Genomic DNA, 26,063 nt, shown 5'->3' with positions numbered 1-26,063 from the left:
TCTTATTTAATAAATGATTAGTCTGATGCCATTCTTTTACGTTCATCATCAATAATCTTCATTGCTTCTTGAATTTCATCATCAGAGTATTCAATTGATAATGTATCATCATCAATTGCACCATACATTATTTGTTCCTTATCCTTCAATTTCGAATATATTTTTTGATCAATAAAACCAGGTTGGTCGGATAGTGCTGATTCATCCTCTGTTTGTAGGTAATAATAACGTGTATAATCGTTTTTTCCCAACCCCAACCGATGAATACGATCCCTAGATTGAAGCATAAAAGTTAAATTGAAATTATACTCAAAATAAACTGCATCATGTACATTCTTATGCAATGAAATTGATTCCCCTAAAGTTTGTGGATTTGAAATAAGAACCTGAATATCACCTTCTTTAAAGGCGTTAATTAATCCAACTCTTTCAGCTTTCTTTGTCTTACCATAGACTAGATTGACACTGATTCCTCGTTTCTTGAGCTCAGTTTCAATTTTTTCCATAGTGTTAACAAATAACCCCCAAACCATAACCTTCTTGTTTTCTTTAACTAATTTTTCAACTAAATCAATACCCGATTCAAACTTTGGCGACATTACATCGTCTGGAATTTTATTGTAGCCCGCTGAAACTGTAGCATCCCCAACATCTAATTCTGTATCAAATATTTTCTTTATATCTGCACTAACTTCTTCTTCTGTCTCATTATCTATATCCATCACTTCTTTATAATCAATTTCATGATTGATTAATGCGGGATTAGTAGATGCTTGAATTAATCTAATTAAAACTGCCAGGTTTCCTTCTTCATTCTGGTAAATACTTTCCGCTAATTTATTTTGAAATTCGCTTGGTCTAGATATCACCACAATGTCTTCATCTGCTTCAGGAACATTAAGGTCTTTCTTGTTCGTTCTCCAAAAAAAAGGATGAATTTTTTCATTTATTTCTTCTATTTTTCTTATTTTTGGCTTTTCCAACTCCTGTGGATCCCAACCAAAAAAAGAATTATATTCGTTCCCATATAAAATATGTAGAAAAGTATAAATATCTTTATATGAATTTGGAATTGGTGTCCCAGTTAATACATATTTAAATTTCGCTCCATCTGCTAAACTCAACGCGCTATTTGCCCGTTCACCAGTCACACTTTTAATTCGATGAACTTCATCAAAAATCAACATTGTCCTACCATCAATAAGTTCTGCCAATTTATCCTTATATTTTTTTAAAGCTTCGTAATTGACCAACACTAAATTGCTAGTTCCCCATTTAGTATTTAATTCATACATAAAATCTTTGGAACTTTGACAGTCAATTGCTTTTAGTATCTTCTTATCACCAAAAACATTTTGAAATTCCCTTTTCCAACTATCGAAAGCATTTATTGGACAAATTACAAGCATCCGATTTATGCTTTCGAAGTCGGGTGCATCTTTTCGGTTTAAATATGCGAATACTCCTAAAAGCATTGCTGTTTTACCGGCACCTGGAACGGAGAAATTCGCCGATCTCCCCATTTCATATTCGTAATACGCTGCCCTTATGTGTAAATCATATAGTTTTCGTGTCACTTCAGATTGTACAACTTCAGTAAAATCATTGAACTTTGCTTTCTTTATTTCAGGAAATTCTGCTGGAGTTTTTTTATAGGTTTCGCCTAAAATTTTATACTGCTCAATGGAATATTTACTTCGTGCTAAATACTGTTCCACTGCTTTAGATACATAGACATCTATTTCATGCCTCTTAGCACGTTTCTTTGTTACTTCAATTATGCGCTCAATATCCACATAGCTTACACCATCTTTGACTGTACAATTGTCGTCTTCAAAAAAAAGAGAAATATCACTTCCCTTTTTAAGTTTTCTATCTTTATCAACAATCTCATCAACACTATTATCGTTTCTTATAATTCTTTTTCCAACATATATGAAATCAATTGTATTTACCACAGAATTATCTGTAACATTATCATCTTCTAAAATCAAGACTTCATTAATCGTGGATTGTGGTTGATACTTTGCTATTTCTTCATAGGCTAAATCGGAAGCCTCGACTACACTTACACCAGGTTCAGCATCATTCCACAATCTTTCAAATCTGTCTAGATTTTCTTCTATGCGATTTTTAACATTAATACTTTCATCCCATGAAACGTCAACACTGATACTCTCATAGTTTTCGCTAATACCATTCCGTGTCTCATTTGCTGAACCATTAAAAAAAACATGCTCATTATCTGAAGAGATAATTCCAAACTTATCATGAAATATTCCTTTATCCGTCAGCGCCACTTTAACTCTAGCCTTACCAGCTGCAATTAAAAATGCTAGATTCCCTAGTTGCTTCTGCGCTTCGGGTGTCAGATAACTATTTTTCTCAGAAAACTTCATTGAACTTAATTCTTCGAACATGTCATATCCACTTTGAATCCGTTGAAAATCTTCCTTACTAATTTCACGGGAAATTATAAACTGTACTTCCCCATTTCCTTTTCCTACCAAATCATCCAAACCATCGGAATATAGATCTAACCCGGCCGAACTAAAGTATCCCGATACTCTCTGATATAAATTTGCTTCCGTCAGAACCGGTTTGTAAAAATTTTCTGCTAAGCCAGATGTATATTGTGATTGTAGTCTACTTTTTAAATTATCTGAAAATGTCATCGATCTAGCTCTTCTTTTAATTTATAACTCACTTGACGAATCTCCACCAGAATATCTTTCGCTTCAATATATTCATCGTCTGTTAAATCTTTAAAATCATCTAAAGATAGTTCACTCAATGATTCAAATAAATTATCCAATACAAACAATGCACTTCTTCGTTTTGAGTCTCTTTGTCCCTTGTCGATTAACCGTTGAGTTGAATCATTGATTTTATCAGCAACTCTTTTAAAATCACTATTTTCTTCATACATTAACCTTAAATCATTAGCCGTTTCAATCGGTGCATCTTCAAATGAATCTATGATGAAATCGACATTATCATCTACCGCATCAAGATAGTACCCTAATCTATCGGAATCCTTTAATACATTATCCTTTAAATTACGAATTACTCTTGTTGAATCTTTGTCATCATCATTCATTTTGGCAAGTGCCAAGTTAACTAGCACAGCTTCTACAACTGATTCTTTTTCTGCACTCTTCATTTTGGTAAGAGTTCCCTCAATGTCCTCAATTGGCCCGTCAAGCTTTAAGTCGCGCGCAAGATAAAATTTATCAGCAGGATTCCCTCCAGGAGAAACAATACCAATAAAGCGTATAATCAAATCTGCAAGACGTAAATCACGATTTATTTTTTTCGTACTCTTTTGTCCAGAGTTTCTCTTATACTCCTCAGCTGTCATCAGTTTATCTAATTCGATAGTTTTATATACATCATAAATCCGATCAATAGGATCATAATCGACTTTGCTTTCACGCCCCAGTTGTAAGTCTAATTCAAGTTCTTTAATTCTTTTCTTATCAACATCAGTATCTAGCCTTAAAACGATAGCATCAAATGTTTGTTCAACTTGTTCTCCCTCTTGAATTTTTCTTAATGCTGTAAATCTACGATTCCCGTCGATAACTCTTCCATCAGATAATACAACCCCTGGCTCTTGTTGAGACTTTTCTGAGATTGATCGTATAGTTTCATTCATTTTTTCTTTATTTGAATTATAAATTAAATCCTCGAATATTCTATTATATTCTTCAGAACCCACCTCAGGCACTTCAATTTCTGGCCTATTTTGAAACTGTTTATAACTTGTATTAATCCGACCATTCTGATCGTTATAGTAAAGTCTATTCAAAGGGATAGAAATCACATCATAATGGCTGTTTATTTCATTTTCAATTGACAACTTCATTGTTGCCCCTGTTTTCTTTAATTTATTAGCGGCAATGTCTTCAAGTAAATTTGTCATATAACACCTCATAGTTAAATTTATTTAATTTAATAATATCCCATTTTAAAAATCTTATCTACAAAACCCTACTCCGTGATTTATTTATCAATAGTTCTATCTTCAGGTTAAAGAGTCTTTTAATTAAAATGTCTAGTTCGCGTCTTTCCATATACAACAGTTACTATCAGTGCAATGAAGAACGCGACACCAATACCAACGAAGTAGTCTAACCACTTACTTGGGGCGATGGCAACGAATCCAAGAATACTCATTGGTCCCATTGAGATGGACATCATATGGAAGATTCCCATGACGATGCCACCAACTCCGGCAGCGCCTAGGGCAATAAAGAATGGGAATTTGTACTTCAAATTCACCCCAAACATAGCGGGCTCGGTGATACCTAGTAGCGCTGATGTACCGGCAGATGATGAAACAGCGCGCAAGTCCTTGTTTCCTTTACTTAGGAAGAAAACGCCAAAGGCTGATCCAGCTTGTGCCAAATTAGACACAGCGGCGATTGGGAAGATGAAATCTCCACCTGTCTTTGCAATATTTGTCAGCAACTGCGTCTCTATTGCGGGGAACGTTTGGTGGAGTCCTGTGATCACGATTGGTGCGTACAACGCTCCAAAGATTCCATACCCGACTGCACCAGTTGTGGTAACCAACCAAACCAATGCATCCGTGAAGCCGTTTGAAGCGATACGCAGTACTGGACCCACAACTGTGAATGTGATAAATCCCGTAATAAGCAATGCTAGCATTGGTGTAAATGTAAAGTCTAGCGCACCCTTTAAGTGCTTATGGAAGAACTTTTCAAGCGTTGCTAAGATAAAGGCAACCCCGATAATTGGCAGTACTTGTCCTTGATAACCAGTTTGTGCGATATGCGCGCCAAAAAGGTCCCATGTTGGCATATGCCCAGATGTCATGACTTCTGATATCTTATCACCAGGAACGAGCTGAGGCATGACGAGGACGGCTCCTGCGACGGCCCCTAAAACTTCATTACCACCAAATCGTTTTGTTGCGGTAAATCCAATTAAGATTGGCAGGAACATAAATGGCGCACCTGACATCAAGGCAATCATTTCTGACATCCCCTTAATTTGTGGGAACATCTCAACTAATGGTTGAGGTCCGAAGATACCAGCTTGCGTCAAAATGTTATCTAACGCCATCAACAATCCACCTGCGACCAAGGCCGGAATTAATGGCACAAAGATATCAGAAAGCACATTCACCAATTTCATAATGGGGTTCTTTTGGTGAAGTTGTGCCGTTATGTCTTCTAATTCAGCTGGTGTAACTGACTTTGCTTCCGTTATCTCAATCAGTTCGTTGACTACTTGTGTACAGTTTTTATTTTCAAGGATGATATGCAAATATTCATCAGTCATATCTGCATTTACAACACCGGGGATTTGACCCACTGTTTGTACATTAATTTGTTTGGCGTCTTTTACGACAATTCTTAGTTCTTGTTGGACTAGGGTCATTGCAATCACTTGCGCTGACTGAATCGCAGCCGCAATTTGTTGGGCTGTGTTTTGATATCTCATGATTCCTCCTATGGAAATTTTTATTTTATCAAATGTTACCATTTATCCAATACCATTACCATCATAAAAAGGCGTAACTTGTATGTAAGTTACACCTTTTTAATCATTCTTCTTCTAGTTTTGCAATATCGTGTAATACCCACGCCATGTCTGGGTCACGATTTATCGATTCATGTGTCCAAGGAATAAAGACATTCGGTTCAACGCCAACGCCCAGCATTCCTTCTCCAGCATCAATTAGGTTTTGACGTGTCGTTGGATATAAAAACATCAGATTATCATAGTATTGCCGCGCAATTTTGACATAGTCAACAATCCCCAACGTATTTCGCCCTACCGTCGTGACATTTTTCATACGTTTGGCCAATAGCGCAAACTCATCTGCGGCAGAAATCGACTTTACATCTGTTAGAACATAGATATGTTTTATCTGTCCCTTAGGAGTCAGTTGCGGATTATCTGGGTTTGCAATACGTTCTTGATCTGCTATTTTTGCGGTTTCTTCATCCTCCCACTGGGCAACATTTTCTGCATAGAACTTATCATAATAGTCATTATGGTACTCCTCTTTAATCGTTTCTAGTGTGTTCAACCAATTATGACGATTACGTGGTGTCCAATGCGTTGTGTAATTGTAATTTTCAGGATATAACTCCCGTAAATTCGTAGGCTCCGTTACAAAATAATTTAATAACTCCCAGAACGTCTCATCGGTTCCACCATAATTAGTCCGAATATCCACAATCAGATACTCAAGTTTTTCTAATTGATCATACTTTGAATCAAGCAAACTTTTTAACTCATCCGGATTCGCAAAATCTTCCAACGTTAACAGCCCGATTTTATCATCGACCTGCTCGTATGCTTTTTTTAATTCCATGGTATCAGGATAGTGAGTCAGTGGAAGCTGTTCACCCGTTGCAAGCGTAATAGAGTGATAACGTTCTACTAACCAGTCCCAATCTTGCCGTTCATGCGCTTCAGCTAATTGTTCTTCATACAAATGTGCTGCTTCATCAATTGAGTCATCATCCAATTTTACAATTTCATCTCCAACCACGACACCTTGCGCGTCATTAACCTTTACAATAAACAAACCCGCTTGGTCGCGTCGGACTTCGAACCCCACAGTAAACGGCTCAGTATTCAAAAATATGGCATTAACGTGCCCATCCTGAAAAGCACGGTCGTAGTCCCATACAAGATTCTCAAAAGATGCTTCACTCATCCCTTCGTGCACACGTTCTAAGTACGGCGTAGCATCCACATGCTTATCTTGATAACCCGCATAATCATTTTCCATTAATTGAACTAAGTCTTGAAATATTTCCTTTTTTGTCATAAATCCGAACCTTTTCTCTTTTCAATATCTCGCTTAACCCAAGCTAAATCAGCATCCTCAATTATCGATTTATGTGTCCAAGGAATAAATACTTCTGGTTCAATGCCTACGCCATTCGTTGCCAATCCTTGATCAATGAGCTTTGAGCGCGTCACTGGATAATCCACTCTGAAACCTTCGTATGGTTGAGATGCTACATTACCATAATCAATAATGCCCAAAGTATTGCGCCCGACAACAGTCACCTTATCCATTGCCTTCGCATAAAATATGAAGTTATCCCCCGCCGAACCAGCTTGCCAATCACTCAGTACATAGACATGCTGCAACTTTCCCTTTGGGGACAATATGAACACCTCACTATCTTCTTCATTTTCGCTAGCTCGGACAGAAGCTTCTGAATCCCATTTTTTCATTTCCGCTGAATATATCGCATTCCACGTTTCATCACTAAACTGGTTTTTAAATTGACTCAGTCTCTCTAACCATGCCTTTTTATTCCTAGCGGTCCAATGAATGTTGAAGCCTAACTCCTCTTCAAATAGACCATCAAGATCCGTCTCTTTGGTTACAAAGTATTCGAGTAATTTAAAATATGACAAGTCATTCCCACCGTCATTCTTACGGGTATCGACAATTAAGAAATCTAATTGATCTAACGTTATTTCATTGTCCAACAATAACTTATTCGTGTCAGCTGGATTCAAAAAATCCGTCAACTTCATATAGCCGACGCCCTCCGATAATACCTTAAAAGAGTGTTCCGGACGGCTCTTTTTTTCATAACGTTGCAAAGATACCTCACGTCCATCTTCTAGCGTCGCTACTTTACCGCGACGTAATAACCACGACCAATCTTGTCGATTTATAACCGGATCAAGTTGTGATTGATATTGATCTGCAATTGTTTGAATCGCGACGCCATCAATATTCACAATCCCCTCACCTACAGACAATGGTACATCTTCACTATCAGCATCAATCACGTAGAGCGTCTGTCCATCCCGTCTAACCGTGAACCCGAGCGATTCATGATCTGAAGCAGTGCGTACAAGCCGAACATGTCCATCCCGAAAACTTTTTAAATAGTTTTCAATCAAATTTTCAAATTCAACCTCATTCATTTGTTCTGTAATTTCATTTCTAAATGGTACAGCATCAACTTTTCTCTCATTTAATCCAGCATAATCTACTGTCATTATCTGCTCAACATCATTAAATATTCCCTGCTTGTTCATATTTTGCCTCTTGTCTGTTTCTAATAGCAATCTCATATTTTTATCATTTAACACATCTTACAAGATTGTCAGCTTTTGTACAATAAAAAAACATCGCCATTCAGCGATGTTTTAATTTATTTTTCTATATCTCGTTTGACCCAAGCCAAGTCGCCATCGTTATCTAAAAATTCATGAGTCCATGAAATTTTCACATCCGGTTCTGTACCAACGCTATCCAGTTTCATTCCTTTATCAATCAATTTTGAACGCGTAGTTGGATACCACACCCTAAAATCATCATAATGCTGTGGTGCCATATGCTCATAATCAATTGTGCCACGCGTATTACGGCCAACAACCGTTACCTTATCAAATGACTTAGCCACAATCACGAAATCTTCGCCCGCTGACCCAGTTCTCGAATCACTCAACACGTAGATATGTTTTAAATGACCCTCTGGTTGCAACTGGTGATTAATTTCCGCCGAATCCATTCCTTCATACTGATTAGCATGTTTTGCATCTTGCCATTGATATAACGCTTCTTGATAAGCCTGATTTAAAATCACACTATGATGATCATTATTTGAACGTTCCAGTTCGCTCAAACGGTTAATTTTATTTCGCTCTGTCCAACGAATCTTATAACCAAAACCATTGGGATAATGATTAATCAATGGTTCCGTATGATCAACGAAATAATTCAACAATCCCCAGTACGAAAGACGCTCACCACCTAGATTTTTGCGAACATCGACAATCAAATAGTCAATGTCACTCAATGCATCATTTTGTTCATTAAGCAGCTTGTTCATATCTTTTGGGTTATAAAAATCAGTCAACTTCATATACCCTGTGTTGTCCCAGATTTTCTTGAATGAATGCTCTGGAATATAACTGCGATTATATCGTTTGAGCTTTAATTTCTGCCCACTTGCTAACGTAATGGTAGTTGCACGTTTCAATAACCAATCCCAATGCTGACGATACGTTACATTGTCTAACTGTTTGGCATATTTCGCCCCCACTTCAGCAACATTTTCATCATCAAGATGAGTAATTTCATCACCCAATTGCAAGCGAGTTTCGTCTACAATATCTGCAACGTACAAACTATCCCCATCACGACGAGCTGAAAAACCAAGTGAATAGTTCAATGCATCGTCAGCAGTTGAAGAAACATGTCCGTCATTGAAGTCGCGTAAATAATCTTCCACTAAATTATGAAAGGCAACACTGCCCATATCCTCATCAACCTTAGATAGGTATGGATCAGCATCAACTTGAATATCTTGATACCCCGCATAATCATGCGTCATCAAATCTATGATGTCTTTAAATGTTTGTTGCTTGTTCATGGCTAATCTCCTAACTTATGTAGATTATCCTTCGTTAAATCATCTATAATTCTATCATGATAATGATTGATTAATAACTGAGTGTAATTTCTTAGTTCATCATCACCCACATATTGATCCAAATGGTTTCCATGAATTAAATAATTCCGTGCATCTTTAATAACTTCCGCATCATTCTCTTCAATACCCAAAAGCCTGATTTTCTTTTTCAAATCACTAATTGTTTTCCCACTGCTTTCATATGTACAATTGTTAAAATAAACTTCAACACCCGAAACTAAAGTTAAAAAAGCAACTCTTAACGACATCTTTCCCTGATGTATAATGACATAAGAATAGATAAAAGATTGTATTTTTTCATCTTTAAAATATACATTGAGCATGTAATTAAAATTGTTTATTAAGTCAATATAGTTATTCTCATGGTAATTAAAACGAATGTTTTCATTTACACGTAAACCAGATAGAAAATCTTGTTTACTCAGGTCATTAGCATATGTTGATAATCCAACATTAAATAATATTTTATTTATTCCAACAAATTCGTTCATCAATATTTGAAAAAGATTCCTAAAGTGTTTTGCTGCTTCTTCAACCTTGCCCGGTGCACATTCATTTTCAAAATCTAACTGAAGTACAGCTTCATTTTTGGTATATGTCTTTGAATCAATTTCAATATCCTGTGTTTTTTTGTTTATACTTGCGTTAAATATTTCACCATCCCAATCTACTTTTCCAAGGTCAATCCTATCTTGGCCCTTCTTTAACAAGAAATATTGGTATAGATAGTCAATATATATTTCAGCGTTAACTATTTTATCTTCCTCTGAAAATGTTTTTACAATTCTATACTCATGAATTAACCATGAGGATAGAAAATTTGGTGAAGATGCATTCAAAAATTTCAAGTCAATACTTTTCCTAATATATTCATTAAAGACAAAAAGTAATTTTCCATCCCAACTTTGTCCATACCAAGGACCTTCTTCAGCTGAAGATTTAATTGCACCTTCGTTTGGTATCGAATTCCACCCGTCCGGGTCTTTAACAAATCCTGTCGACTTTAGTGGAATTGTATCCATTTCTAAGATTGTTTCATTTTCATTTTTTATTAAAAATCCGTTTGTAGCCGTCTCTTTATCGATTATTGGATTACCTTTCTTAAAGGTCTCAAGAGTATTTGTCACATATATTGGTATTTGAAAGCTATCTTTAAAAGAATACTGATCCATCTTTTTTAGTTTCATTATATTTATCCCCTTAATTCATCCCCATTTGCATCTAGGTGCCATTTTGAACCATTTGTTGAAAATAAAATTAAAATTCCCTCAACAAATCCCCATAAGGCAATAATCCAACCAACATTGAAAAACAACCCAACAAATTCTGATACTAACTGTATCCCTCCTCGTTTATATTTTCCAAGATAAAATTTTTGCAATCCAAGACCTCCCATGAATATTCCTAGAAAACCTGCCACGAGTTTACTTTTCATAAATTTCGTACTATTTTGATGGTTCAATGCGCCTTCTGAAGTATTTTCTCCATCATTTATTGATTGTTTTCCGTGGAATTTTGGCGATAAAATATTCCATAAAATTAGAGCTAGCACAAATGAGCATCCAATTTGTAGATAAACAGCTCCCACCGCTGCTAACGTTTTTGTTATGATTCTAGGTGGTACCGTAGATAATTTTAAAAAAAGCTGTATATCAGCGTATTTTTCCCAAAAGAAAATGGTAAAAAAAGCTGTAATACAATCTTTTGATAAGTATAAATAATAATATTCTAAAATTTTCACTAAAACTAGTGTTATGCCTCCTCGCATAAAATAAATAATCGGTAACTTTAATCTTTCACTTTTTTCACTTTCGTACATATAAAAAAATGTTGCATTAGAAAACAAAAATGAAACATACGTTATTGACCCTAAATTACTTACTACATTCATTACGGCAGGTCCCACAAAACGTGGTATATCGTAGGTCTGTATTCCAACTGTGATTGCCATACTAAGTAACAACAACCACATCCTATATTGAAATTGATCATCTTGATCGTGGAGAGGATTTATTTTTAGTTCATAATTTCTAAAATGCATTAAAGTTACTTTTAACCCTTTCATATTCACTTAAAACTTTCAGTCACAATTTATTTGGTCTTCTTAATCATTTTACTAAATTCACAAAAAAAGTATAGGTTCACCAATATTTAGTGCAAATTTATATCCACACAAAAAACGACACGACTCATGCGAGTCATGTCGTTTTTAATTTGAATAGGTTGTGCCAATTCTGGCAACGAAAATAAATAAATATTAACGCTTTGAGAATTGTGAAGCCTTACGGGCCTTCTTCAAACCTGGCTTCTTACGTTCCTTCATACGAGGGTCACGTGTAAGCAAACCAGCTGACTTCAATGCAGGACGGAAGTCAGGGTCAACAGTCAATAGGGCACGGGCGATACCGTGACGGATTGCACCGGCTTGACCAGAGAAACCACCACCGTTAACGTTAACCTTAACATCGTATTGTCCCAATGTTTCAGTAGCGTTGAATGGTTGAACCATAACCTCACGCAAGTTAGCGAAAGGAATGTATTCTTCAGCAGGACGATCGTTAACAGTAATTGTTCCGTTACCAGGTACAAGGCGTACACGGGCTACAGAGTTCTTACGACGACCAGTTCCGTAATATTGTACGTTAGCCATAATAAACTATTCTCCTTTCGTTAATTAGATAAGATCGTTGATGTTCAACAATTCAGGTTGTTGTGCGGCGTGTGTGTGTTCTTCACCAGCAAACACGTGCAACTTCAAACCTTGTGCGCGTCCCAAAGTGTTCTTTGGCAACATTCCTTGAACTGAAAGTTCAATCAAACGTTGTGGGTTCTTTTCACGCAAATCTCCAGCTTGACGTTCCTTCAATCCACCAGGATGGTTCGTGTGGTGGTAGTAGATCTTGTCAGTAGCTTTCTTACCAGTAAGGGCAACCTTACCAGCATTAATGATAATTACGTTGTCACCAGTGTCTACGTTAGGTGTGTAAGTTGGCTTGTTCTTACCGCGCAAGATTGATGCTGCTACGGTTGACAAACGACCCAAAGGTACATCAGTTGCGTCTAAGATGTACCACTTGCGATCGATCTCATTAGGCTTTGCCATATAAGTTGTACGCATGGAAAATTTCCTCCAATATTCTGTTTGTTTACTTTACCAAATAATTAAAATCGTCGTACCAGGACATTCCCAATTGTGGTTGGTAAACAATACCGTTTTACATATTACCCTTATTTGCGTAAGTAGTCAATGTAAATGCCACAATTTGTCCTGAATTCATGAATTCTTAATACTCCACTGACATCAAGTACAAACCTTGTGCCGGAGCAGTGAAACGCGCCTGTTGTCGATCCTTTGCTTCAAGCAAACGTGGAATGTCATCCACGGGCCGGGAACCATTCCCAATCTCCAACAATACGCCTACCATAATCCGAATTTGATTGTATAAGAATCCATTTCCAGTGAATTCAAACCAAATCTCGTCGTCTTCCGGTTTCTCAATCATTGTAGCAGAGTATACCGTCCGAACGGTAGTCTTTTGTTGAAAACCTGAGGCAACAAAGCTTAGCCAGTCATGCTCACCAACATAATCACCGATGGCTTGCTGCATCAAACTTGGATCCAATTTACGGCCCCAATGCCCTGTGTAGTTTCGTTTGAATGGATCAACATATTGCGTCGTCGATAAACGATAACGATACGTTTTATCGTGGGCATTGAATTGTGCATGAAAATCATCATCCACAATTTCGACTTTTTTTATACCAATGTCGTAAGGCAAAATCGTTGACAGTCCTTTGCGGACATTATCCGCTGGAATGTCGAATGGCAAGTCAAAGTTAGCGACCTGCCCCTGCGCATGCACGCGGGCATCCGTTCGGCCAGATCCCTGCACGCGAATGGGTTCCGCCGGATTCTTCGCCATCGTATTGACGGCCTTTTCAAGCTCTAATTGCACGGTCCGCTTGCCCGGCTGTACTTGCCAGCCGAAGAACTCGGTTCCGTCATAGGCAATGGTTGCTTTGTAACGTGGCATCCGATTGCCCTCCTTCTTCTGTAGTTTTAAATAAAGCGTGTAGCGTATAAGCCAATTGTAAAAATAAGAAAAGCCACAAACGCGACCCCGTCAATTTTAGTGAATTGCAGAACGCGGAACTTGGTCCGATGTTCCCCATCACGATAACCGCGAGCTTCCATGGCATCCCCCAACTCAATGGCGCGCTTAATCGCGTTCACAAAGAGTGGGATGAGCAGTGGAATATATGATTTGGCACGTTTGATTAAGCCACCCTCGTTGAAAGCCACCCCACGGGCGCGCTGCGCGTTCATAATTGATTCCGCTTCATCCATCAAGGTTGGCACGAAACGGAGCGCAATCGACACCATAAGGGCCAATTCAGACACTGGTACGCCAATCTTACGCAATGGTTTCATCAATGACTCCATTGCATCGGCAACTTCCAATGGCGGTGTGGTTAAGGTCAAAATTGTTGTAAACATGATAATTAACATGAAACGTACAAACACAACCACACTATTAATGACCCCGTCGGTGGTAATCGTGAAAATCCACCAATGGAATAGCACGGTTCCAGTATTCATAAAGAATAACTGCAACAAGGTCGTGATGAACATCAACATCGCCAGTGGTTTCAAACCATCAAAGAAAACTTTAATACCTAAGCCGGTCATGTAGATGCTCAATCCGACAAATGCTACCGCAAATAGATAACCGAAAACATTGTTTGCCATGAAAATCACGAAAATGAAAACCATACTTAAGATGAACTTCGTTCGTGCATCTAAACGATGAACCCACGAATCACCAGGTAGGTAACGCCCTAAAATCAGTTTATTCATGGGTTGGTCCTCCAATCAAGCTAACAACTTGATCTGCCAAATGGTCTAAATCAAGCACGTGCTCAATGGGTAGCCCTTTGGCTTGCAGCATATCCGCAAATTGCGTGGCTGCTGGCACATCGAGTTGTCGATCACGTAACCACTGGCTATCTGCGAAGACCGTTTCCGGTGTTCCAGACTTCACAACAGTTCCACCGTCAAAGACTAACACGTTATCGGCATACTCCCCGACAAACTCCATTTGGTGCGTAATCAAAATCACCGTCAGATTGTGTTCCTTTTGCAAAGTGGCAAACAACGTCATCAGTTCTTGTTGTCCTTCCGGATCAAGTCCGGCCGTTGGTTCATCTAACACCAGGATTTCAGGTTCCATCGCAATCACACCTGCAATTGCAACTCGGCGCATTTGCCCACCCGACAAGTCAAAGGGTGATTTGTCATAACTATTTTCAGGCATCCCCACCAGTTGTAATGCCTTCTTCGCCGCAACTTCCGCATCAGCCTTGCTCATGCCATAGTTCATCGGTCCAAACATCACGTCTGCAATCACACTTTGCTCAAACAACTGGGCTTCTGGAAATTGAAAAACCATCCCAATGTGACGGCGAATCTGGTTCAACGTCTTCTTGTCTGTTTCCGCATCCATCGTCGTGTCGCCAATTTGAATTGAGCCTGATGTTGGTAACGCCAGTCCATCCAATTGTTGCACCATGGTCGACTTACCAGAACCAGTATGCCCAATCACTGCTGTAAAACTGTGTTCTGGAATTGTAAAGTTCACATCATGTAAAGCTGGCGTTGCAAAGGGGGTGCCAGCTTGGTAGGTAAACGCTACATCTTTGAATGTAATTGCCATATCCAATCGACCATCCCTTCCGTTGTTTGATACGTATCAGGTACCTTTACGCCTCGTGCTGTTAATTTTTCTTTGAGTTGTTCAGCAAAGGGTACCGCCAAACCAAGTTCTTTCAAGCGATCCGCATTAGAAAAAATCACTTCTGGTGTATCAACATCGTTAATTTCACCATCGTTTAAAATCACCACTTGGTCAGCGCTAGCTGCTTCATCAATGTCGTGTGTGATTGAGAGCACCGTTAAGGCGTCCCCCATTTCCTGTTTCAAGTCACGAACAAGCTGGATCATCTCACGACGCCCCTTAGGGTCAAGCATTGAAGTGGCTTCGTCCAGAATCAAAATTTTTGGTTCAATCGCCAAAACGGATGCCATCGCTACGCGTTGCTTTTGTCCACCAGATAAACGTGCTGGTTCACGGTCAGCAAACTGATCCATCTGAACACGCTTCAAAGCTTCCGGTACAATCTTAACCATCTTGTCACGAGGTACTTGGCGATTTTCTAACCCAAAGGCGACATCGTCTGCCACCGTGGCACCAACGAATTGGTTATCAGGGTTTTGAAACACCATCCCGACCAAGTCACGAACGGTGTACATGTGTTCTTCATCAACGGGAACGCCATCAACCGTAATACTTCCAGCGTTTGGCACAAGCAAATAATTAATCAGCTTGGCAAACGTCGACTTACCTGAACCGTTGTGTCCGATAATGGCCACCCAATCGCCTGCATTAATCGTTAAATTCAGATGATTTAACGCAGGTGTTTCCGCATTGGGGTATGTGAATGACACATCTTTAAATTCAATAATCGGTTGCATGCTGGTGTTCCTCCATTTCAGAATAAAGTGCTATTAGATTATAATACCAAATATTCATTCAAATGGCTTATTTTCCCTAATAAAAAGAGTGTTTATTTGGACAATAGAATGCCCTATACTAGTAATTAACGAAAAAAGCACGGCGGAAGACGACGAAAAAATCATTTTACGCTAACAACGTGGCCGACCACCCAGGCCCATCCACCACAAACTGCTTTTCATTAAACTAAGACCAAAGGACAATACAACAAATGAGTGATATTGATTTAAGCCGTTCCAACGATTACCGGAACGTGACCGACTATTTTAAAGGACAATCGGACGAATACATCCGTGATACGCTGAATTCACGTCGCGGCAAGATGGTAGCAATTATGCAAAATCTAAGCCACGACTTTAACAAGGCTTCAGCGGTACGTAACAGTAATGCATTTGGCATGCGTAAGCTCATTTTCTTGAACCCTGAGAACCGCACCCACATGGACGACCCTGAAGGTGCAAAGAAATGGGATCGTCGCGGAGCGCTGGGGACGCAAAATTACGAGTCAATCGAACACCACCGCGTGACCGACTACCAAGAAGTTTTCGACCAATTGCACGACGAAGGCTATACGATTTATGCCGTCGACAATACACCAGGCTACAATCCGCAATCACTATATAAGACGGAATTCCCTGAAAAGTCAGCCTTTCTCTTCGGTGAAGAGCAACTCGGTTTGGCGGACGACTTGATTGAAGCTGCCGATGCCATGGTCTACATCCCCCAATACGGCAGTGTCCGTTCAGTGAACGTCAGTGTTGCCAACGGGATTATCGCTGCCTTTTATGCCAGCCAGCACATGCCTCAAGAATAAACAAAAACACGGCCACCTGTGCCGTGTTTTTTTGTGCCTTGATTGTGATGTGATGAAAAAATTCAGCTGGCCTGGCAAACATAGAAAAAACCGCTTCGGGACCACACTTGGCCGACCGAAACGGTTCAAAAATTTAATTACTTTTTGTTGTAGTCGTTATAAACTGACTTTTGCTTTCCGTGAAGTGTAATGTTTAACTTACGCTCCAACCAAGGCATTACCCAGTAGTCCAAACCTAGGACACGACCTGAACCATTCATCACAGCCAATGAAGCTGGGGCGAACAAGAACAATGTAATGTCTGAACGTGTAATAGCCATAAGTACAAAGGTCATCACAATTCCCACGAATCCGGCCACTGAAGTGAACAATCCGAAGGTCATGAACCAACCAATTAAGGCCATCACAACACCAATCCAGCTACCAGCAAAGACTGACGCTGAACCAAAGGTAATCCAAGTAATCCCCAAGACAATACGCAACGGTAGTGTGAACAAAACATTGGCGTGACGTGATGCCCAACCGAAGAATGGTTCGCGACCATCAGGTGCGTTGAAGAATTCATCACGTAGGTAGTGACCCAAGTAGTAGAAGCTGTGAATTTGCAAGTAGAAGTAAATGTTAATCACGTGCTTGAACATGTTGGCGAAGAATCCTGAAAGACCAATTCCAGACTTACCAATCTTGAAGTTTCCGATTTGATCCAAGATACCAACGGCATAACGTGAACCAATTGAAACAGCATAACCTTGGTAACGACCCTTAAATTCTTTACGTTGACCCTTTTGTGTCAAATCGTAAACAATGTTAGGCACGATTGTGTTAGAAGCAGATTCTGCACCTTCAACCGTTTGTGGTGTCCATCCGGCACGCTTGTTGTTTGGATCAGCAAGCTTTGGATCTTGGTATGCAGCTGCATCACCAGAGACATAAATATCTTCGTAACCAACGGCACGAGAGTATTCATCAGCCATGAAACGCGCACCAGGTCCAAGGTCAAGTCCCCATTGTGCCCCTTGATCCTTAGCCTTAACTCCAGCAGTCCAGATCAAAGTTTGTGTAGGAACTTCAGTACCATCCTTAAGAACAGCTGCGTTTTCCTTCACTTCAACAACAGATGTTGACTTGTAAATGTGCACATTGTGCGCTTCAAAGTGCTTTTCAGCCTTATCGGCCAAGTCACGCTTAGTCAACATGTTCAAAATTGTTGGTGCAGCTTCGATGATATCAATCTTAATTTCGTCTTCATCAAGACCATTTGAAAGAGCCAAGCTGTGACGTTGGTCCATCAATTCACCAGCTAATTCAGCACCAGTAAATCCAGAACCAACAACGACGATGTGCAACATTGCAGCACGCTTAGCAGGATCTAATTCAACGGCTCCACGACGAATAACATCTTCGATGTGTTCGCGTAAACGAAGTGCTTCTTCATATGACCAAAGTGTGAAACCAAATTCTTCAACACCAGGAGTACCGAAAGTATTTGTCGTTCCACCAGTTGCCAAAACAAGCTTCTCATAAGGCACATCTCCAATAGATGTCTTAACAATCTTTTGATCCTTATCGATATCACTTACTTCAGCAGTCACCAACTTAACGTTCTTGTCATTGTGGAACAATGTTCCCAAATCCTTACGAACGTGTTCAGGTTGGACACGACCAGTAGCGACTTCGTGTAATTCAGTCATATAAGTCATGAATGAATGCTTATCGATCAAAACAATTTGGTAATCAGTCCCTTTTAATTGCTTTGCCAACTTTCGTGTTGCAGTGATACCAGCAAAACCGGCTCCTACAACAACGACATTTTTAGTTGCCATATGAAAATCTCCTTAGTATTAAGTGCATTTTTTATAATCACTCTCTATTTTAGACCAAATTTCACAATTTGTACAGGTTGATTATGCATGCTTTAAGGTAGGTTCTAACTCCTTCAATCCTTGATTGCGACAAGCTTTTTGATGGATATACCTCTTAAATCCGCATGCGGAAACTCATTTAAATTTGATTTTCAAAACAAAAAACGAATTGTTTTCACAATCCGTTTTCTACTTATTACTTATTCAGTTGCTTCTTTTTTGTCGCCCTTCATACCAGCATGGATATGATCAATGTTCCACTTTACCATGTCATAATACGTGTCTCCATCAGTACCCTTCTTGGCTAATGAATCCGTATAAATCTTTGAGTAAATTGGCAAACCAGTTTCTTTAGAAACCTTTTCCATTGACTTAGGTGATACTGAACTTTCCACGAACAATGACTTAACATCTGACTTCTCAACCTTAGCCAAGACTTGCTTCATTTGTTCTGGTGTTCCTTGTGACTCAGTGTTGATTTCCCAGATATAGGCTGGAGTAATCCCGTAAGCCTTAGAGAAGTACTTAAAGGCACCTTCTGATGTTACCAACAAACGTTGGTTTTCAGGAACGTCCTTGAACTTAGACTTAGCTTCAGTATCTAATGCATCAAGCTCATCGATATATTGATCAGCACGTTGTTGAATACGCTTTGCCGCAGCATCAGAAGACTTGTCCTTCAATACTTCAGTAATTTCTTCAACATACTTAATTCCGTTTTGTAGGTCTAACCACGCATGTGGATCTTCTTCATCTTTGTTTGTTGTTAAGTGTAATGGCTTAACATGTTGTGAAGCAGCAAAGACTTGTTCGTTGTCCTTCTTGTTAGCTGTCTTCGTCAACTTAGTAAACCAACCACTACCACCAGTTTCAAGATTCAAACCGTTATGGAAAATAACATCCGCATCAGTTGTCGCTTGAATATCTTTAGTCGTCGGATCATATTCGTGTGGATCAGTTCCACGACCAACAATACTGTAAACTTCAACATCGTCACCACCAACTTGTTCAACCATATCTTCCAAGATTGAATTTGTTGTAACAACTTTTAACTTGTCATTTGTCTTTGATGTTTGTGCATCACGTCCATTCACAAACCAAAAGACACCCCCAACAACAACTGCCAGCGCAGCAAAAGTTACCAATAATTTCTTAAACATGTTTTCCCCCTAGTTTTTGAAAAAAGCCTTGCTTTGGTGCAATAAGAAACGAAATCATAAAGATTGCCGCAGCAACCAAGACGATAGCTGGACCAGATGCCCAGTCAAAGGTATATGAAAGATAAAGACCAATGGTTGACGCAATCACCCCAAAGATTGACGCCAAAACTAGCATGATTGATAAACGGTTAGTCCATAAGAAGGCTGTTGCCGCAGGTGTAATTAACATTGCCACAATCAAAATCAACCCAACCGTTTGAAGCGCTGATACTGTAACCAATGTCAACACAATCATCAACGCATATTGCATTACTGTTGTGTTCAAACCATATGACTTAGCAAATGTTTCATCAAAAGATGTCACTAACAGTTCCTTGTAGGCGAAGACAACGAAAATCACAACAATTGCTAGAATAATCACTGTTGTCAACAAGTCTGAGTCCGAAACGGCCAAGACGTTACCAAAAAGAATGTGGTGCAAATTAGTTGATGAACCAGCCATTGAAATCAAAATGAATCCCAAAGCAAAGAATGCAGAGAAGACAATTCCGATTGATGTATCGTTCTTCAACTTACTATGTTGAGAAACATAACCGATTAATAGTGCGGCTAATACCCCAAATGCTGTGGCACCAAGCATAAGATTAATCCCAAGCATATAGGCAACTGCCACACCAGGTAGAACTGAGTGAGAAATGGCATCACCCATCAATGACATACCGCGTAAAATAATGAAACTTCCAATGAGTCCTGACATAATTCCGACCATGATCGAGGCCATCAAAGCACTTTGTAGGAAGTTATATTGCCCTAAGGCTGAAACGAATTCTGTAATACTTGCGAACATCTTAAGCGTCCCCCTTGTCTTCAAATAGGACATTTCCGAGATCAGCTGAGAAGGCATGTCCAATGTTTTCACGTGTATAAACGTCAGCAACTGGACCAGCGGCAACGATTCCGTGGTTCATGATGACAAGATCATCAAAGTATTCAGTTACTTTATTCAAATCGTGGTGAATGACGATAATCGTTTTACCTTGATCACGCCACAACTTTAAAATACGCATGATGTCAGCTTCTGACTTCATATCGATTCCAACGAAAGGTTCATCCAAAATAACCACTTCTGCTTCTTGCACGACAGCACGAGCAACGAAGACACGCTGTAATTGTCCACCAGATAATTCACCAATTTGGCGTTTCTTAAATTCAGATAGCTTCAATTGTTCTAAGGCATCACTTGCAGCAGCCTTTTCTTTCGCACCAGGGCTTTTGAATAATCCTAACCGACCATAGGTCCCTGTTAAAACCACGTCAAAAACGTTGATAGGAAAGCTCATATCTAAGTTGGCACGTTGTTCAACATAAGCCGTCTTTTGACGTACCTTGCTTACTTCTTGCCCATCTAATTTCACATCACCAGCTTGCTTCTTGATTAGCCCTAGAATTGACTTAATCAAGGTTGATTTACCCGCACCGTTTGGCCCGATAATTCCTGTAATTTTACCAGGTTCAAACTTAACTGATAAATCTTCAAAAACCGGCGTTGATGTATATCCGACGGTCAAATTTTTGACTTCTAACATTATATCCTCCAAAAATAGTTTTATCGGTGATAAAACTTTTTTATTTTGCTACTTGAATATTTTAACAAACTTAGGCACGAAGAACAATCCTTTTTCATTGATTGAAAAATAAATGTAATGTTGTTTCAATTATGTGTCAGAACGGGATTCTGAAGCCTTATCCAGGCATATATTATGCAATTTTGGCATAAAAAAAACAGCACTCCGGAGAGTACTGTTTTTTAAAGTTAATGGAAACAGAATTACTTCAATTCTGCAGCTCCACCAGCTTCTTCGATTTGTGACTTCAAGGCGTTGGCGTCATCTTCTGACAAACCTTCCTTAACGATTGATGGTGCACCATCAACCAAGTCCTTAGCTTCCTTCAAGCCCAAGCCAGTTGCTTCACGAACTGCCTTGATAACCTTGATCTTAGCTGAACCAGCTGAAGTCAATTCAACATCAAATTCAGTCTTAGCAGCAGCGGCGTCTCCACCAGCAGCACCAGCAGCGGCTACAGGGGCAGCAGCTGAAACACCAAATTCTTCTTCGATAGCTGAAACCAAGTCAGCCAAGTCCATAATCGTTGCTTCCTTCAATGAAGCAATGATTGAATCCTTATCAAAAGCCATGATAAAATCCTCCAATTATATTGTACCTTGCGGTATGTTTTAGTTTATGTTGTGTGAGTAAACTCACGGATTAACAGGCAAAAACTTAACGAATTAAGCTTCTTCTGTTTCTTCCTTAGCGTCCTTAACAGCGTTAATAGCGTAAGCGACGTTACGGATAGGTGCTTGCAATGTTGACAACAACATTGATAGCAAACCATCGCGGTCTGGCAATGAAGCGTACTTGTTGATTTCTTCAACAGAAACAACATGTCCGTCAACCACACCACCCTTGATTTCCAATGCTTCGATTGAATCAGAATACTTCTTCAAAATACGAGCAGGGGCAATAGGGTCTTCGTTTGAGAATGCGACAGCTGAAGGTCCAGCAAACAAATCATTCAAGTCAGAAAGACCGGCAGCATCTGCTGCACGAGTCAAAACCTTGTTCTTGATAACTTGTAGTTGTACACCTTCTTGGCGCAAAGCTGAACGTAGTTCTGTTGACTCAGCAACAGTTAATCCACGTACGTCAACAACAATGGCTGAAGCGGCTTGCTTGAACTTGTCAGCAGCTTCTTCAACTTGTTGTGCTTTTAAAGCAATAGTTGCTTCACTCATGGTATCATTCCTCCTATTTAGATTTGATCCTAACTAAAACCCTCGGCACAATTGTACCGAGGGTCAAAAGTCGCTTTCGCGTTTTTTGCACTTCCTCGGCTGGATATTAAGTCTTACGACACCTGCGTCTTAGGTAGAATCTATTGATTACTCAGATTACTATAACAGTTATCCAAGGAAGCGTCAACAAACAACCAACTTAAAATTTATTAGAAACTAATAAATTACAATGAAGTTGGGTCGATGTTGATAGCAGGTCCAAATGTTGAAGAAATTGATACGTGTTGTACGTATGTTCCCTTAACTGATGAAGGACGTGCCTTAAGGATTAGGTCTCCCAAAGCCTTAAGGTTTCCAGCTAACTTGTCAGCATCGAATGAAACCTTACCGGCAGGAACTGCAACGTTTCCGTCACGGTCTGTACGGTATGTTACTTGACCTGACTTAGCGTCAGAAACGGCCTTAGCCACGTCAAATGTAACAGTTCCAGTCTTAGGGTTAGGCATCAAGCCCTTAGGTCCCAATGTACGTCCAACACGACCAACTTGCGCCATCATGTCAGGTGTAGCAATGGCAACGTCAAAGTCCAACCAACCGTCAGAAATGCGTTGTACCAAATCAGCAGCACCAACAACGTCGGCACCAGCTGCTTCAGCTTCTTTAGCCTTATCTCCTTGAGCAAAGACCACAACAGTTTGGTCCTTACCAGTACCGTTAGGCAAAACAACGGCACCACGTAATTGTTGATCAGCTTGACGCGTATCAACGTTTAAGTTAAATGCAATTTCAACAGTTGCATCAAACTTAGCAAAATCAATATCTTTTACCAAAGCGGCTGCTTCGTCGATAGAGTACAACTTGTCACTATCAACCTTTTCTGCAGCTGCGATATACTTTTTACCATACTTCTTAGCCATGGGTAGCTATTCCTCCTTGCAAATGCGGTCAAATGGTCGTCCAAGACCTCCCGCTTGATCATGCTTAGTTTCCTATGCGATCCGTACTAAAACGCTAGATTAGCCTTCAACAGTGAAGCCCATTGAACGTGCAGTACCTTCGATCATGCGAGCTGCTGCTTCCACATCAGCCGCGTTTAGATCTTGCATCTTAGTTTCCGCAATCTCACGAACTTGAGCAGCAGTAACTGTAGCGACCTTCTTCGTGTTAGGTTCTCCAGAACCCTTTTCAACACCAGCGGCCTTCTTTAGCAATACAGCTGCAGGTGGCGTCTTAGTGACGAACTCGAATGAACGATCCTCATATACAGTAATAACTACTGGAATTAGCATACCGTCTTGATCAGCAGTACGTGCGTTAAATTCCTTTGCGAATCCCATGATGTTAACACCGGCTTGACCCAATGCAGGTCCAACTGGTGGTGCAGGTGTAGCCTTACCGGCTGGAATCTGCAACTTAACAATACTTGAAACTTTCTTAGCCACGATTGTTTCCTCCTTCGTGTTTGTGGTATAAATGGCGAGTTTCGATTTCCGCCTCCCACATATACGTGTCACCACGCATACCTAATGTATTATAATGAACCCCTCGCACTTTTGCAAGCCCGAGGGGAAATATTTTTTAAACGACTGGCTTAACGTCAGCGAATGAAATTTCAGTTGGTGTTTCACGACCCAAGAAGTTAACCAATACCGTTACTTCTTGCTTATCGTTATCGATATCGGTGATGGTACCTTCCATACCTTCAAATGATCCGCTCGTAATGTTTACAACATCACCAACTTCAGCATCGATATGATCAACCACATCACGTTGTGTATCTTCAACGCGGGCCAACATTTCGTCAACTTCTTCAGGCAACAATGACGTTGGCTTTGAACCACCACCGTGTGAACCCAAGAATCCAGTAACACCTGGTGTGTTACGAACGACATACCAAGCTTCGTCGGTCATCACCATTTCAACCAAAACGTAACCAGGGAAGTCGTTTTCCTTAACAACTTTTGTCTCACCGTTTTCGTTAACTGTTACTTCACGTTCTGGAACCACAACGCGGAAAATATAATCCGTCATCCCCATTGTTTCAATTCGAGATTCAAGGTTAGTCTTCACACTGTTTTCGTATCCTGAATACGTGTGGATCACATACCATTGGTTGTCAAAAGATTCGTCTGCCATGTTGCCTCCTAAATTTATGCTAAATAAAAACCCCCACGATTGGAGGTTAGTTTATTGTTTGCTCGTTAATGACTTTATTATAACCCAGTCCGGTTATTTCGACAAGAACGTAATCCCTTGTTCGAAAATCCAGTCCGCACTTCCCAAGAACAATGCAAAGAAGAGGCTAGTCAAGATAACAACCGTTGTATCATGGATATTTTGGTTGAATGTTGGCCAAGTCACTTTCTTCATTTCTGCAAAAACGCTGTTAATAAATTTCATGCCTACTCTCCTTTACATTGTTTTACATGGTTTCGCGATGAATGGTATGTTTTTCGCAATACTTGCAATACTTTTTGACTTCTAACCGAGTTGAGCGGTCTGGCTTCTTGGCAATCGTGTAGTTTCGTGAACCACATTCATTGCACGCCAATGCAACTTTCTTCTGGGCCATGTTAAATCCCGCCTTACTTTTTTATTTCATATCGTATAGTGTACCATGTTTTAGCAGAAACAACAGTCTAAATCCACACATTCATCGATAAAAACGGTGTTGCTTCAAACAATCGAAATACTTTTGGATTAATCGCCACTGTTGGCAACACCATGAAACTGAGCACTGTAACTGTGCCGCACATTCCTTAAGGGGATATCCCTGTAAGCGCATCTGTAACAACTGCTGCTGTGCTGGCTTGAGATCCGCTTGGACGCGGCCTTTCATATCACACCATTCCACTTTTGTACTGGCTGGGAGTCGTTGCTGAGCAGACTCAGGTAGATAAGCTAAGCATTCATCAGAAAAAACGGTGTCGAATTTGACCTGGAACTCTTTCCGCCAGATGGTCGTCACATGATGGTAAACCGCGCGTTGGTTGAAAGTAACTGGTTAACACTCCCCAATGTTGTTGGGGCAATTTGGCTAAGCAACGGTACATCACCAAACGACATTCGTGATACCAATCCTCCGCTTTCGGACGAACCCGCTGTTGCGTATACTGGCGCCAAATCCAACCATCAAATTCGTGCACGACTCTCTCAAGTGCCTGCTCATCCCCAGCAATTGCTGCTGCTAACAGCTCATGTTTTTCTTGCTTTGTTAACATACCATCCCCCCTTTGGAAGGTTTATTATGCCAACCGCAAAAAGACGGTGCAAGCTTATGTTCTGATAATCACTCAGTATGTTTTGCGGTATGTCTTTTTTCATATGGCCGGGGTAATCTTCCGCTGGTTGACGCACTGCCCATGCCTTTTCTCATACTAAGCGTCAGGAAAACATCACAAAAATC

Annotated in this window: 27 protein-coding genes and 1 other annotated feature; of the genes, 1 reads left to right on the top strand and 26 read right to left on the bottom strand. The window is 39.9% G+C overall.

The window, feature by feature from the left end; all coding sequences use genetic code 11:
* Positions 1-17: 17 nt before the first annotated feature.
* From IE337_RS01220 to IE337_RS01155, 14 genes are all read right to left on the bottom strand, one after another.
* Entirely contained in the window at positions 18-2,675 is a 2,658-nt protein-coding gene (locus IE337_RS01220) for an SNF2-related protein (protein ID WP_191136488.1), read from the bottom strand.
* Positions 2,672-3,925, bottom strand: a complete 1,254-nt coding sequence (locus IE337_RS01215; RefSeq protein WP_191136487.1) for a ParB/RepB/Spo0J family partition protein — start codon at positions 3,923-3,925, stop codon at positions 2,672-2,674. Before IE337_RS01215 ends, IE337_RS01220 begins: the two co-directional genes overlap by 4 nt.
* A 119-nt stretch (positions 3,926-4,044) precedes the next feature.
* Positions 4,045-5,472 (bottom strand): PTS transporter subunit EIIC, encoded by a 1,428-nt coding sequence (locus tag IE337_RS01210; protein WP_191136486.1) that lies wholly within the window; start codon positions 5,470-5,472, stop codon positions 4,045-4,047.
* 103 nt (positions 5,473-5,575) lie between these two features.
* The gene (locus IE337_RS01205) at positions 5,576-6,814 is read right to left on the bottom strand and encodes a S41 family peptidase (RefSeq protein WP_191136485.1); all 1,239 of its coding nucleotides are present in this window, start codon (positions 6,812-6,814) and stop codon (positions 5,576-5,578) included.
* The gene (locus tag IE337_RS01200) at positions 6,811-8,013 is read right to left on the bottom strand and encodes a S41 family peptidase (RefSeq protein ID WP_191136484.1); all 1,203 of its coding nucleotides are present in this window, start codon (positions 8,011-8,013) and stop codon (positions 6,811-6,813) included. The genes IE337_RS01205 and IE337_RS01200 overlap by 4 nt, the downstream gene beginning before the upstream one ends.
* 155 nt (positions 8,014-8,168) lie before the next feature.
* Positions 8,169-9,392, bottom strand: a complete 1,224-nt coding sequence (locus IE337_RS01195; protein ID WP_191136483.1) for a S41 family peptidase — start codon at positions 9,390-9,392, stop codon at positions 8,169-8,171.
* A gap of 2 nt (positions 9,393-9,394) precedes the next feature.
* Complete coding sequence (locus IE337_RS01190) at positions 9,395-10,639, bottom strand: hypothetical protein (protein ID WP_191136482.1); 1,245 nt, start codon at positions 10,637-10,639, stop codon at positions 9,395-9,397.
* 5 nt (positions 10,640-10,644) lie between these two features.
* Positions 10,645-11,517, bottom strand: coding sequence for a TM2 domain-containing protein (locus tag IE337_RS01185; RefSeq protein WP_191136481.1), 873 nt, complete (start codon positions 11,515-11,517; stop codon positions 10,645-10,647).
* 192 nt (positions 11,518-11,709) lie between these two features.
* The gene (rpsI, locus tag IE337_RS01180) at positions 11,710-12,102 is read right to left on the bottom strand and encodes a 30S ribosomal protein S9 (RefSeq protein WP_057745311.1); all 393 of its coding nucleotides are present in this window, start codon (positions 12,100-12,102) and stop codon (positions 11,710-11,712) included.
* A 24-nt stretch (positions 12,103-12,126) separates the two neighbouring features.
* Positions 12,127-12,570 (bottom strand): 50S ribosomal protein L13, encoded by a 444-nt coding sequence (gene rplM / locus IE337_RS01175; protein ID WP_057745308.1) that lies wholly within the window; start codon positions 12,568-12,570, stop codon positions 12,127-12,129.
* A 166-nt stretch (positions 12,571-12,736) separates the two neighbouring features.
* Complete coding sequence (gene truA / locus IE337_RS01170) at positions 12,737-13,486, bottom strand: tRNA pseudouridine(38-40) synthase TruA (protein WP_057745305.1); 750 nt, start codon at positions 13,484-13,486, stop codon at positions 12,737-12,739.
* Positions 13,487-13,512: 26 nt separating this feature from the next.
* Positions 13,513-14,310, bottom strand: a complete 798-nt coding sequence (locus tag IE337_RS01165; RefSeq protein WP_191136480.1) for an energy-coupling factor transporter transmembrane component T family protein — start codon at positions 14,308-14,310, stop codon at positions 13,513-13,515.
* The gene (locus tag IE337_RS01160; protein ID WP_191136479.1) at positions 14,303-15,166 is read right to left on the bottom strand and encodes an energy-coupling factor transporter ATPase; all 864 of its coding nucleotides are present in this window, start codon (positions 15,164-15,166) and stop codon (positions 14,303-14,305) included. The genes IE337_RS01165 and IE337_RS01160 overlap by 8 nt, the downstream gene beginning before the upstream one ends.
* A complete protein-coding gene (locus IE337_RS01155; protein ID WP_057745297.1) occupies positions 15,142-15,984 on the bottom strand; it encodes an energy-coupling factor ABC transporter ATP-binding protein in 843 nt (280 codons plus the stop codon). The genes IE337_RS01160 and IE337_RS01155 overlap by 25 nt, the downstream gene beginning before the upstream one ends.
* 251 nt (positions 15,985-16,235) lie before the next feature.
* Between IE337_RS01155 and IE337_RS01150 the strand changes: the two genes are divergently transcribed.
* Positions 16,236-16,838: a TrmH family RNA methyltransferase gene (locus tag IE337_RS01150; protein ID WP_057745294.1), complete on the top strand. Its 603-nt coding sequence runs from the start codon at positions 16,236-16,238 to the stop codon at positions 16,836-16,838.
* 137 nt (positions 16,839-16,975) lie between these two features.
* On the opposite strand, the gene IE337_RS01145 is transcribed toward IE337_RS01150, so the two are convergent.
* The 12 genes from IE337_RS01145 to IE337_RS01090 all read right to left on the bottom strand — a co-directional run bounded on the left by IE337_RS01145 (position 16,976) and on the right by IE337_RS01090 (position 25,878).
* Positions 16,976-18,661, bottom strand: a complete 1,686-nt coding sequence (locus IE337_RS01145; protein WP_191136478.1) for an NAD(P)/FAD-dependent oxidoreductase — start codon at positions 18,659-18,661, stop codon at positions 16,976-16,978.
* A gap of 239 nt (positions 18,662-18,900) precedes the next feature.
* Positions 18,901-19,860, bottom strand: a complete 960-nt coding sequence (locus tag IE337_RS01140; protein ID WP_191136477.1) for a metal ABC transporter solute-binding protein, Zn/Mn family — start codon at positions 19,858-19,860, stop codon at positions 18,901-18,903.
* Positions 19,853-20,707: a metal ABC transporter permease gene (locus IE337_RS01135; RefSeq protein WP_057745285.1), complete on the bottom strand. Its 855-nt coding sequence runs from the start codon at positions 20,705-20,707 to the stop codon at positions 19,853-19,855. Before IE337_RS01135 ends, IE337_RS01140 begins: the two co-directional genes overlap by 8 nt.
* 1 nt (position 20,708) lies before the next feature.
* On the bottom strand, positions 20,709-21,446 hold the full coding sequence (locus tag IE337_RS01130; RefSeq protein ID WP_057745282.1) for a metal ABC transporter ATP-binding protein: 738 nt from the start codon (positions 21,444-21,446) through the stop codon (positions 20,709-20,711).
* Between the two features lie 242 nt (positions 21,447-21,688).
* On the bottom strand, positions 21,689-22,057 hold the full coding sequence (gene rplL, locus IE337_RS01125; RefSeq protein WP_057745279.1) for a 50S ribosomal protein L7/L12: 369 nt from the start codon (positions 22,055-22,057) through the stop codon (positions 21,689-21,691).
* Between the two features lie 93 nt (positions 22,058-22,150).
* The gene (gene rplJ / locus IE337_RS01120) at positions 22,151-22,657 is read right to left on the bottom strand and encodes a 50S ribosomal protein L10 (protein ID WP_057745276.1); all 507 of its coding nucleotides are present in this window, start codon (positions 22,655-22,657) and stop codon (positions 22,151-22,153) included.
* A gap of 24 nt (positions 22,658-22,681) precedes the next feature.
* Positions 22,682-22,809 (bottom strand) — a sequence feature (ribosomal protein L10 leader region).
* 72 nt (positions 22,810-22,881) lie between these two features.
* Positions 22,882-23,574: a 50S ribosomal protein L1 gene (rplA, locus tag IE337_RS01115; protein ID WP_057745273.1), complete on the bottom strand. Its 693-nt coding sequence runs from the start codon at positions 23,572-23,574 to the stop codon at positions 22,882-22,884.
* Positions 23,575-23,673: 99 nt separating this feature from the next.
* Positions 23,674-24,099: a 50S ribosomal protein L11 gene (gene rplK, locus IE337_RS01110; RefSeq protein WP_057745270.1), complete on the bottom strand. Its 426-nt coding sequence runs from the start codon at positions 24,097-24,099 to the stop codon at positions 23,674-23,676.
* Between the two features lie 136 nt (positions 24,100-24,235).
* Entirely contained in the window at positions 24,236-24,793 is a 558-nt protein-coding gene (nusG, locus tag IE337_RS01105) for a transcription termination/antitermination protein NusG (protein WP_072152316.1), read from the bottom strand.
* A gap of 93 nt (positions 24,794-24,886) precedes the next feature.
* On the bottom strand, positions 24,887-25,057 hold the full coding sequence (gene secE / locus IE337_RS01100) for a preprotein translocase subunit SecE (protein WP_057745265.1): 171 nt from the start codon (positions 25,055-25,057) through the stop codon (positions 24,887-24,889).
* 22 nt (positions 25,058-25,079) lie between these two features.
* Positions 25,080-25,229, bottom strand: a complete 150-nt coding sequence (gene rpmG, locus IE337_RS01095; RefSeq protein ID WP_072152315.1) for a 50S ribosomal protein L33 — start codon at positions 25,227-25,229, stop codon at positions 25,080-25,082.
* 340 nt (positions 25,230-25,569) lie between these two features.
* On the bottom strand, positions 25,570-25,878 hold the full coding sequence (locus IE337_RS01090) for a hypothetical protein (protein WP_191136476.1): 309 nt from the start codon (positions 25,876-25,878) through the stop codon (positions 25,570-25,572).
* Positions 25,879-26,063: the final 185 nt, after the last annotated feature.

This window comes from Weissella viridescens, from assembly GCF_014789145.1.
GTDB classification, from domain to species: Bacteria; Bacillota; Bacilli; order Lactobacillales; family Lactobacillaceae; genus Weissella; species Weissella viridescens.
The sequence above is the reverse complement of the archived record's forward strand: the minus strand, read 5'-3'. Positions and strand labels throughout refer to the sequence as shown.

Excerpts from the sequence above, each read along its gene's own strand:
- rpsI (WP_057745311.1), bottom strand. The coding sequence starts at position 12,102 with ATGGCTAACGTACAATATTACGGAACTGGTCGTCGTAAGAACTCTGTA.
- IE337_RS01190 (WP_191136482.1), bottom strand. The coding sequence starts at position 10,639 with ATGAAACTAAAAAAGATGGATCAGTATTCTTTTAAAGATAGCTTTCAA.
- IE337_RS01150 (WP_057745294.1), top strand. The coding sequence starts at position 16,236 with ATGAGTGATATTGATTTAAGCCGTTCCAACGATTACCGGAACGTGACC.
- rplJ (WP_057745276.1), bottom strand. The coding sequence starts at position 22,657 with ATGAGTGAAGCAACTATTGCTTTAAAAGCACAACAAGTTGAAGAAGCT.
- IE337_RS01130 (WP_057745282.1), bottom strand. The coding sequence starts at position 21,446 with ATGTTAGAAGTCAAAAATTTGACCGTCGGATATACATCAACGCCGGTT.
- rpmG (WP_072152315.1), bottom strand. The coding sequence starts at position 25,229 with ATGGCCCAGAAGAAAGTTGCATTGGCGTGCAATGAATGTGGTTCACGA.
- IE337_RS01215 (WP_191136487.1), bottom strand. The coding sequence starts at position 3,925 with ATGACAAATTTACTTGAAGACATTGCCGCTAATAAATTAAAGAAAACA.
- IE337_RS01090 (WP_191136476.1), bottom strand. The coding sequence starts at position 25,878 with ATGTTAACAAAGCAAGAAAAACATGAGCTGTTAGCAGCAGCAATTGCT.
- IE337_RS01135 (WP_057745285.1), bottom strand. The coding sequence starts at position 20,707 with ATGTTCGCAAGTATTACAGAATTCGTTTCAGCCTTAGGGCAATATAAC.
- IE337_RS01205 (WP_191136485.1), bottom strand. The coding sequence starts at position 6,814 with ATGACAAAAAAGGAAATATTTCAAGACTTAGTTCAATTAATGGAAAAT.
- IE337_RS01200 (WP_191136484.1), bottom strand. The coding sequence starts at position 8,013 with ATGACAGTAGATTATGCTGGATTAAATGAGAGAAAAGTTGATGCTGTA.
- IE337_RS01210 (WP_191136486.1), bottom strand. The coding sequence starts at position 5,472 with ATGAGATATCAAAACACAGCCCAACAAATTGCGGCTGCGATTCAGTCA.
- IE337_RS01220 (WP_191136488.1), bottom strand. The coding sequence starts at position 2,675 with ATGACATTTTCAGATAATTTAAAAAGTAGACTACAATCACAATATACA.
- truA (WP_057745305.1), bottom strand. The coding sequence starts at position 13,486 with ATGCCACGTTACAAAGCAACCATTGCCTATGACGGAACCGAGTTCTTC.
- secE (WP_057745265.1), bottom strand. The coding sequence starts at position 25,057 with ATGAAATTTATTAACAGCGTTTTTGCAGAAATGAAGAAAGTGACTTGG.
- IE337_RS01155 (WP_057745297.1), bottom strand. The coding sequence starts at position 15,984 with ATGCAACCGATTATTGAATTTAAAGATGTGTCATTCACATACCCCAAT.
- IE337_RS01185 (WP_191136481.1), bottom strand. The coding sequence starts at position 11,517 with ATGAAAGGGTTAAAAGTAACTTTAATGCATTTTAGAAATTATGAACTA.
- nusG (WP_072152316.1), bottom strand. The coding sequence starts at position 24,793 with ATGGCAGACGAATCTTTTGACAACCAATGGTATGTGATCCACACGTAT.
- rplL (WP_057745279.1), bottom strand. The coding sequence starts at position 22,057 with ATGGCTTTTGATAAGGATTCAATCATTGCTTCATTGAAGGAAGCAACG.
- rplM (WP_057745308.1), bottom strand. The coding sequence starts at position 12,570 with ATGCGTACAACTTATATGGCAAAGCCTAATGAGATCGATCGCAAGTGG.
- IE337_RS01160 (WP_191136479.1), bottom strand. The coding sequence starts at position 15,166 with ATGGCAATTACATTCAAAGATGTAGCGTTTACCTACCAAGCTGGCACC.
- IE337_RS01145 (WP_191136478.1), bottom strand. The coding sequence starts at position 18,661 with ATGGCAACTAAAAATGTCGTTGTTGTAGGAGCCGGTTTTGCTGGTATC.
- rplA (WP_057745273.1), bottom strand. The coding sequence starts at position 23,574 with ATGGCTAAGAAGTATGGTAAAAAGTATATCGCAGCTGCAGAAAAGGTT.
- IE337_RS01165 (WP_191136480.1), bottom strand. The coding sequence starts at position 14,310 with ATGAATAAACTGATTTTAGGGCGTTACCTACCTGGTGATTCGTGGGTT.
- IE337_RS01195 (WP_191136483.1), bottom strand. The coding sequence starts at position 9,392 with ATGAACAAGCAACAAACATTTAAAGACATCATAGATTTGATGACGCAT.
- IE337_RS01140 (WP_191136477.1), bottom strand. The coding sequence starts at position 19,860 with ATGTTTAAGAAATTATTGGTAACTTTTGCTGCGCTGGCAGTTGTTGTT.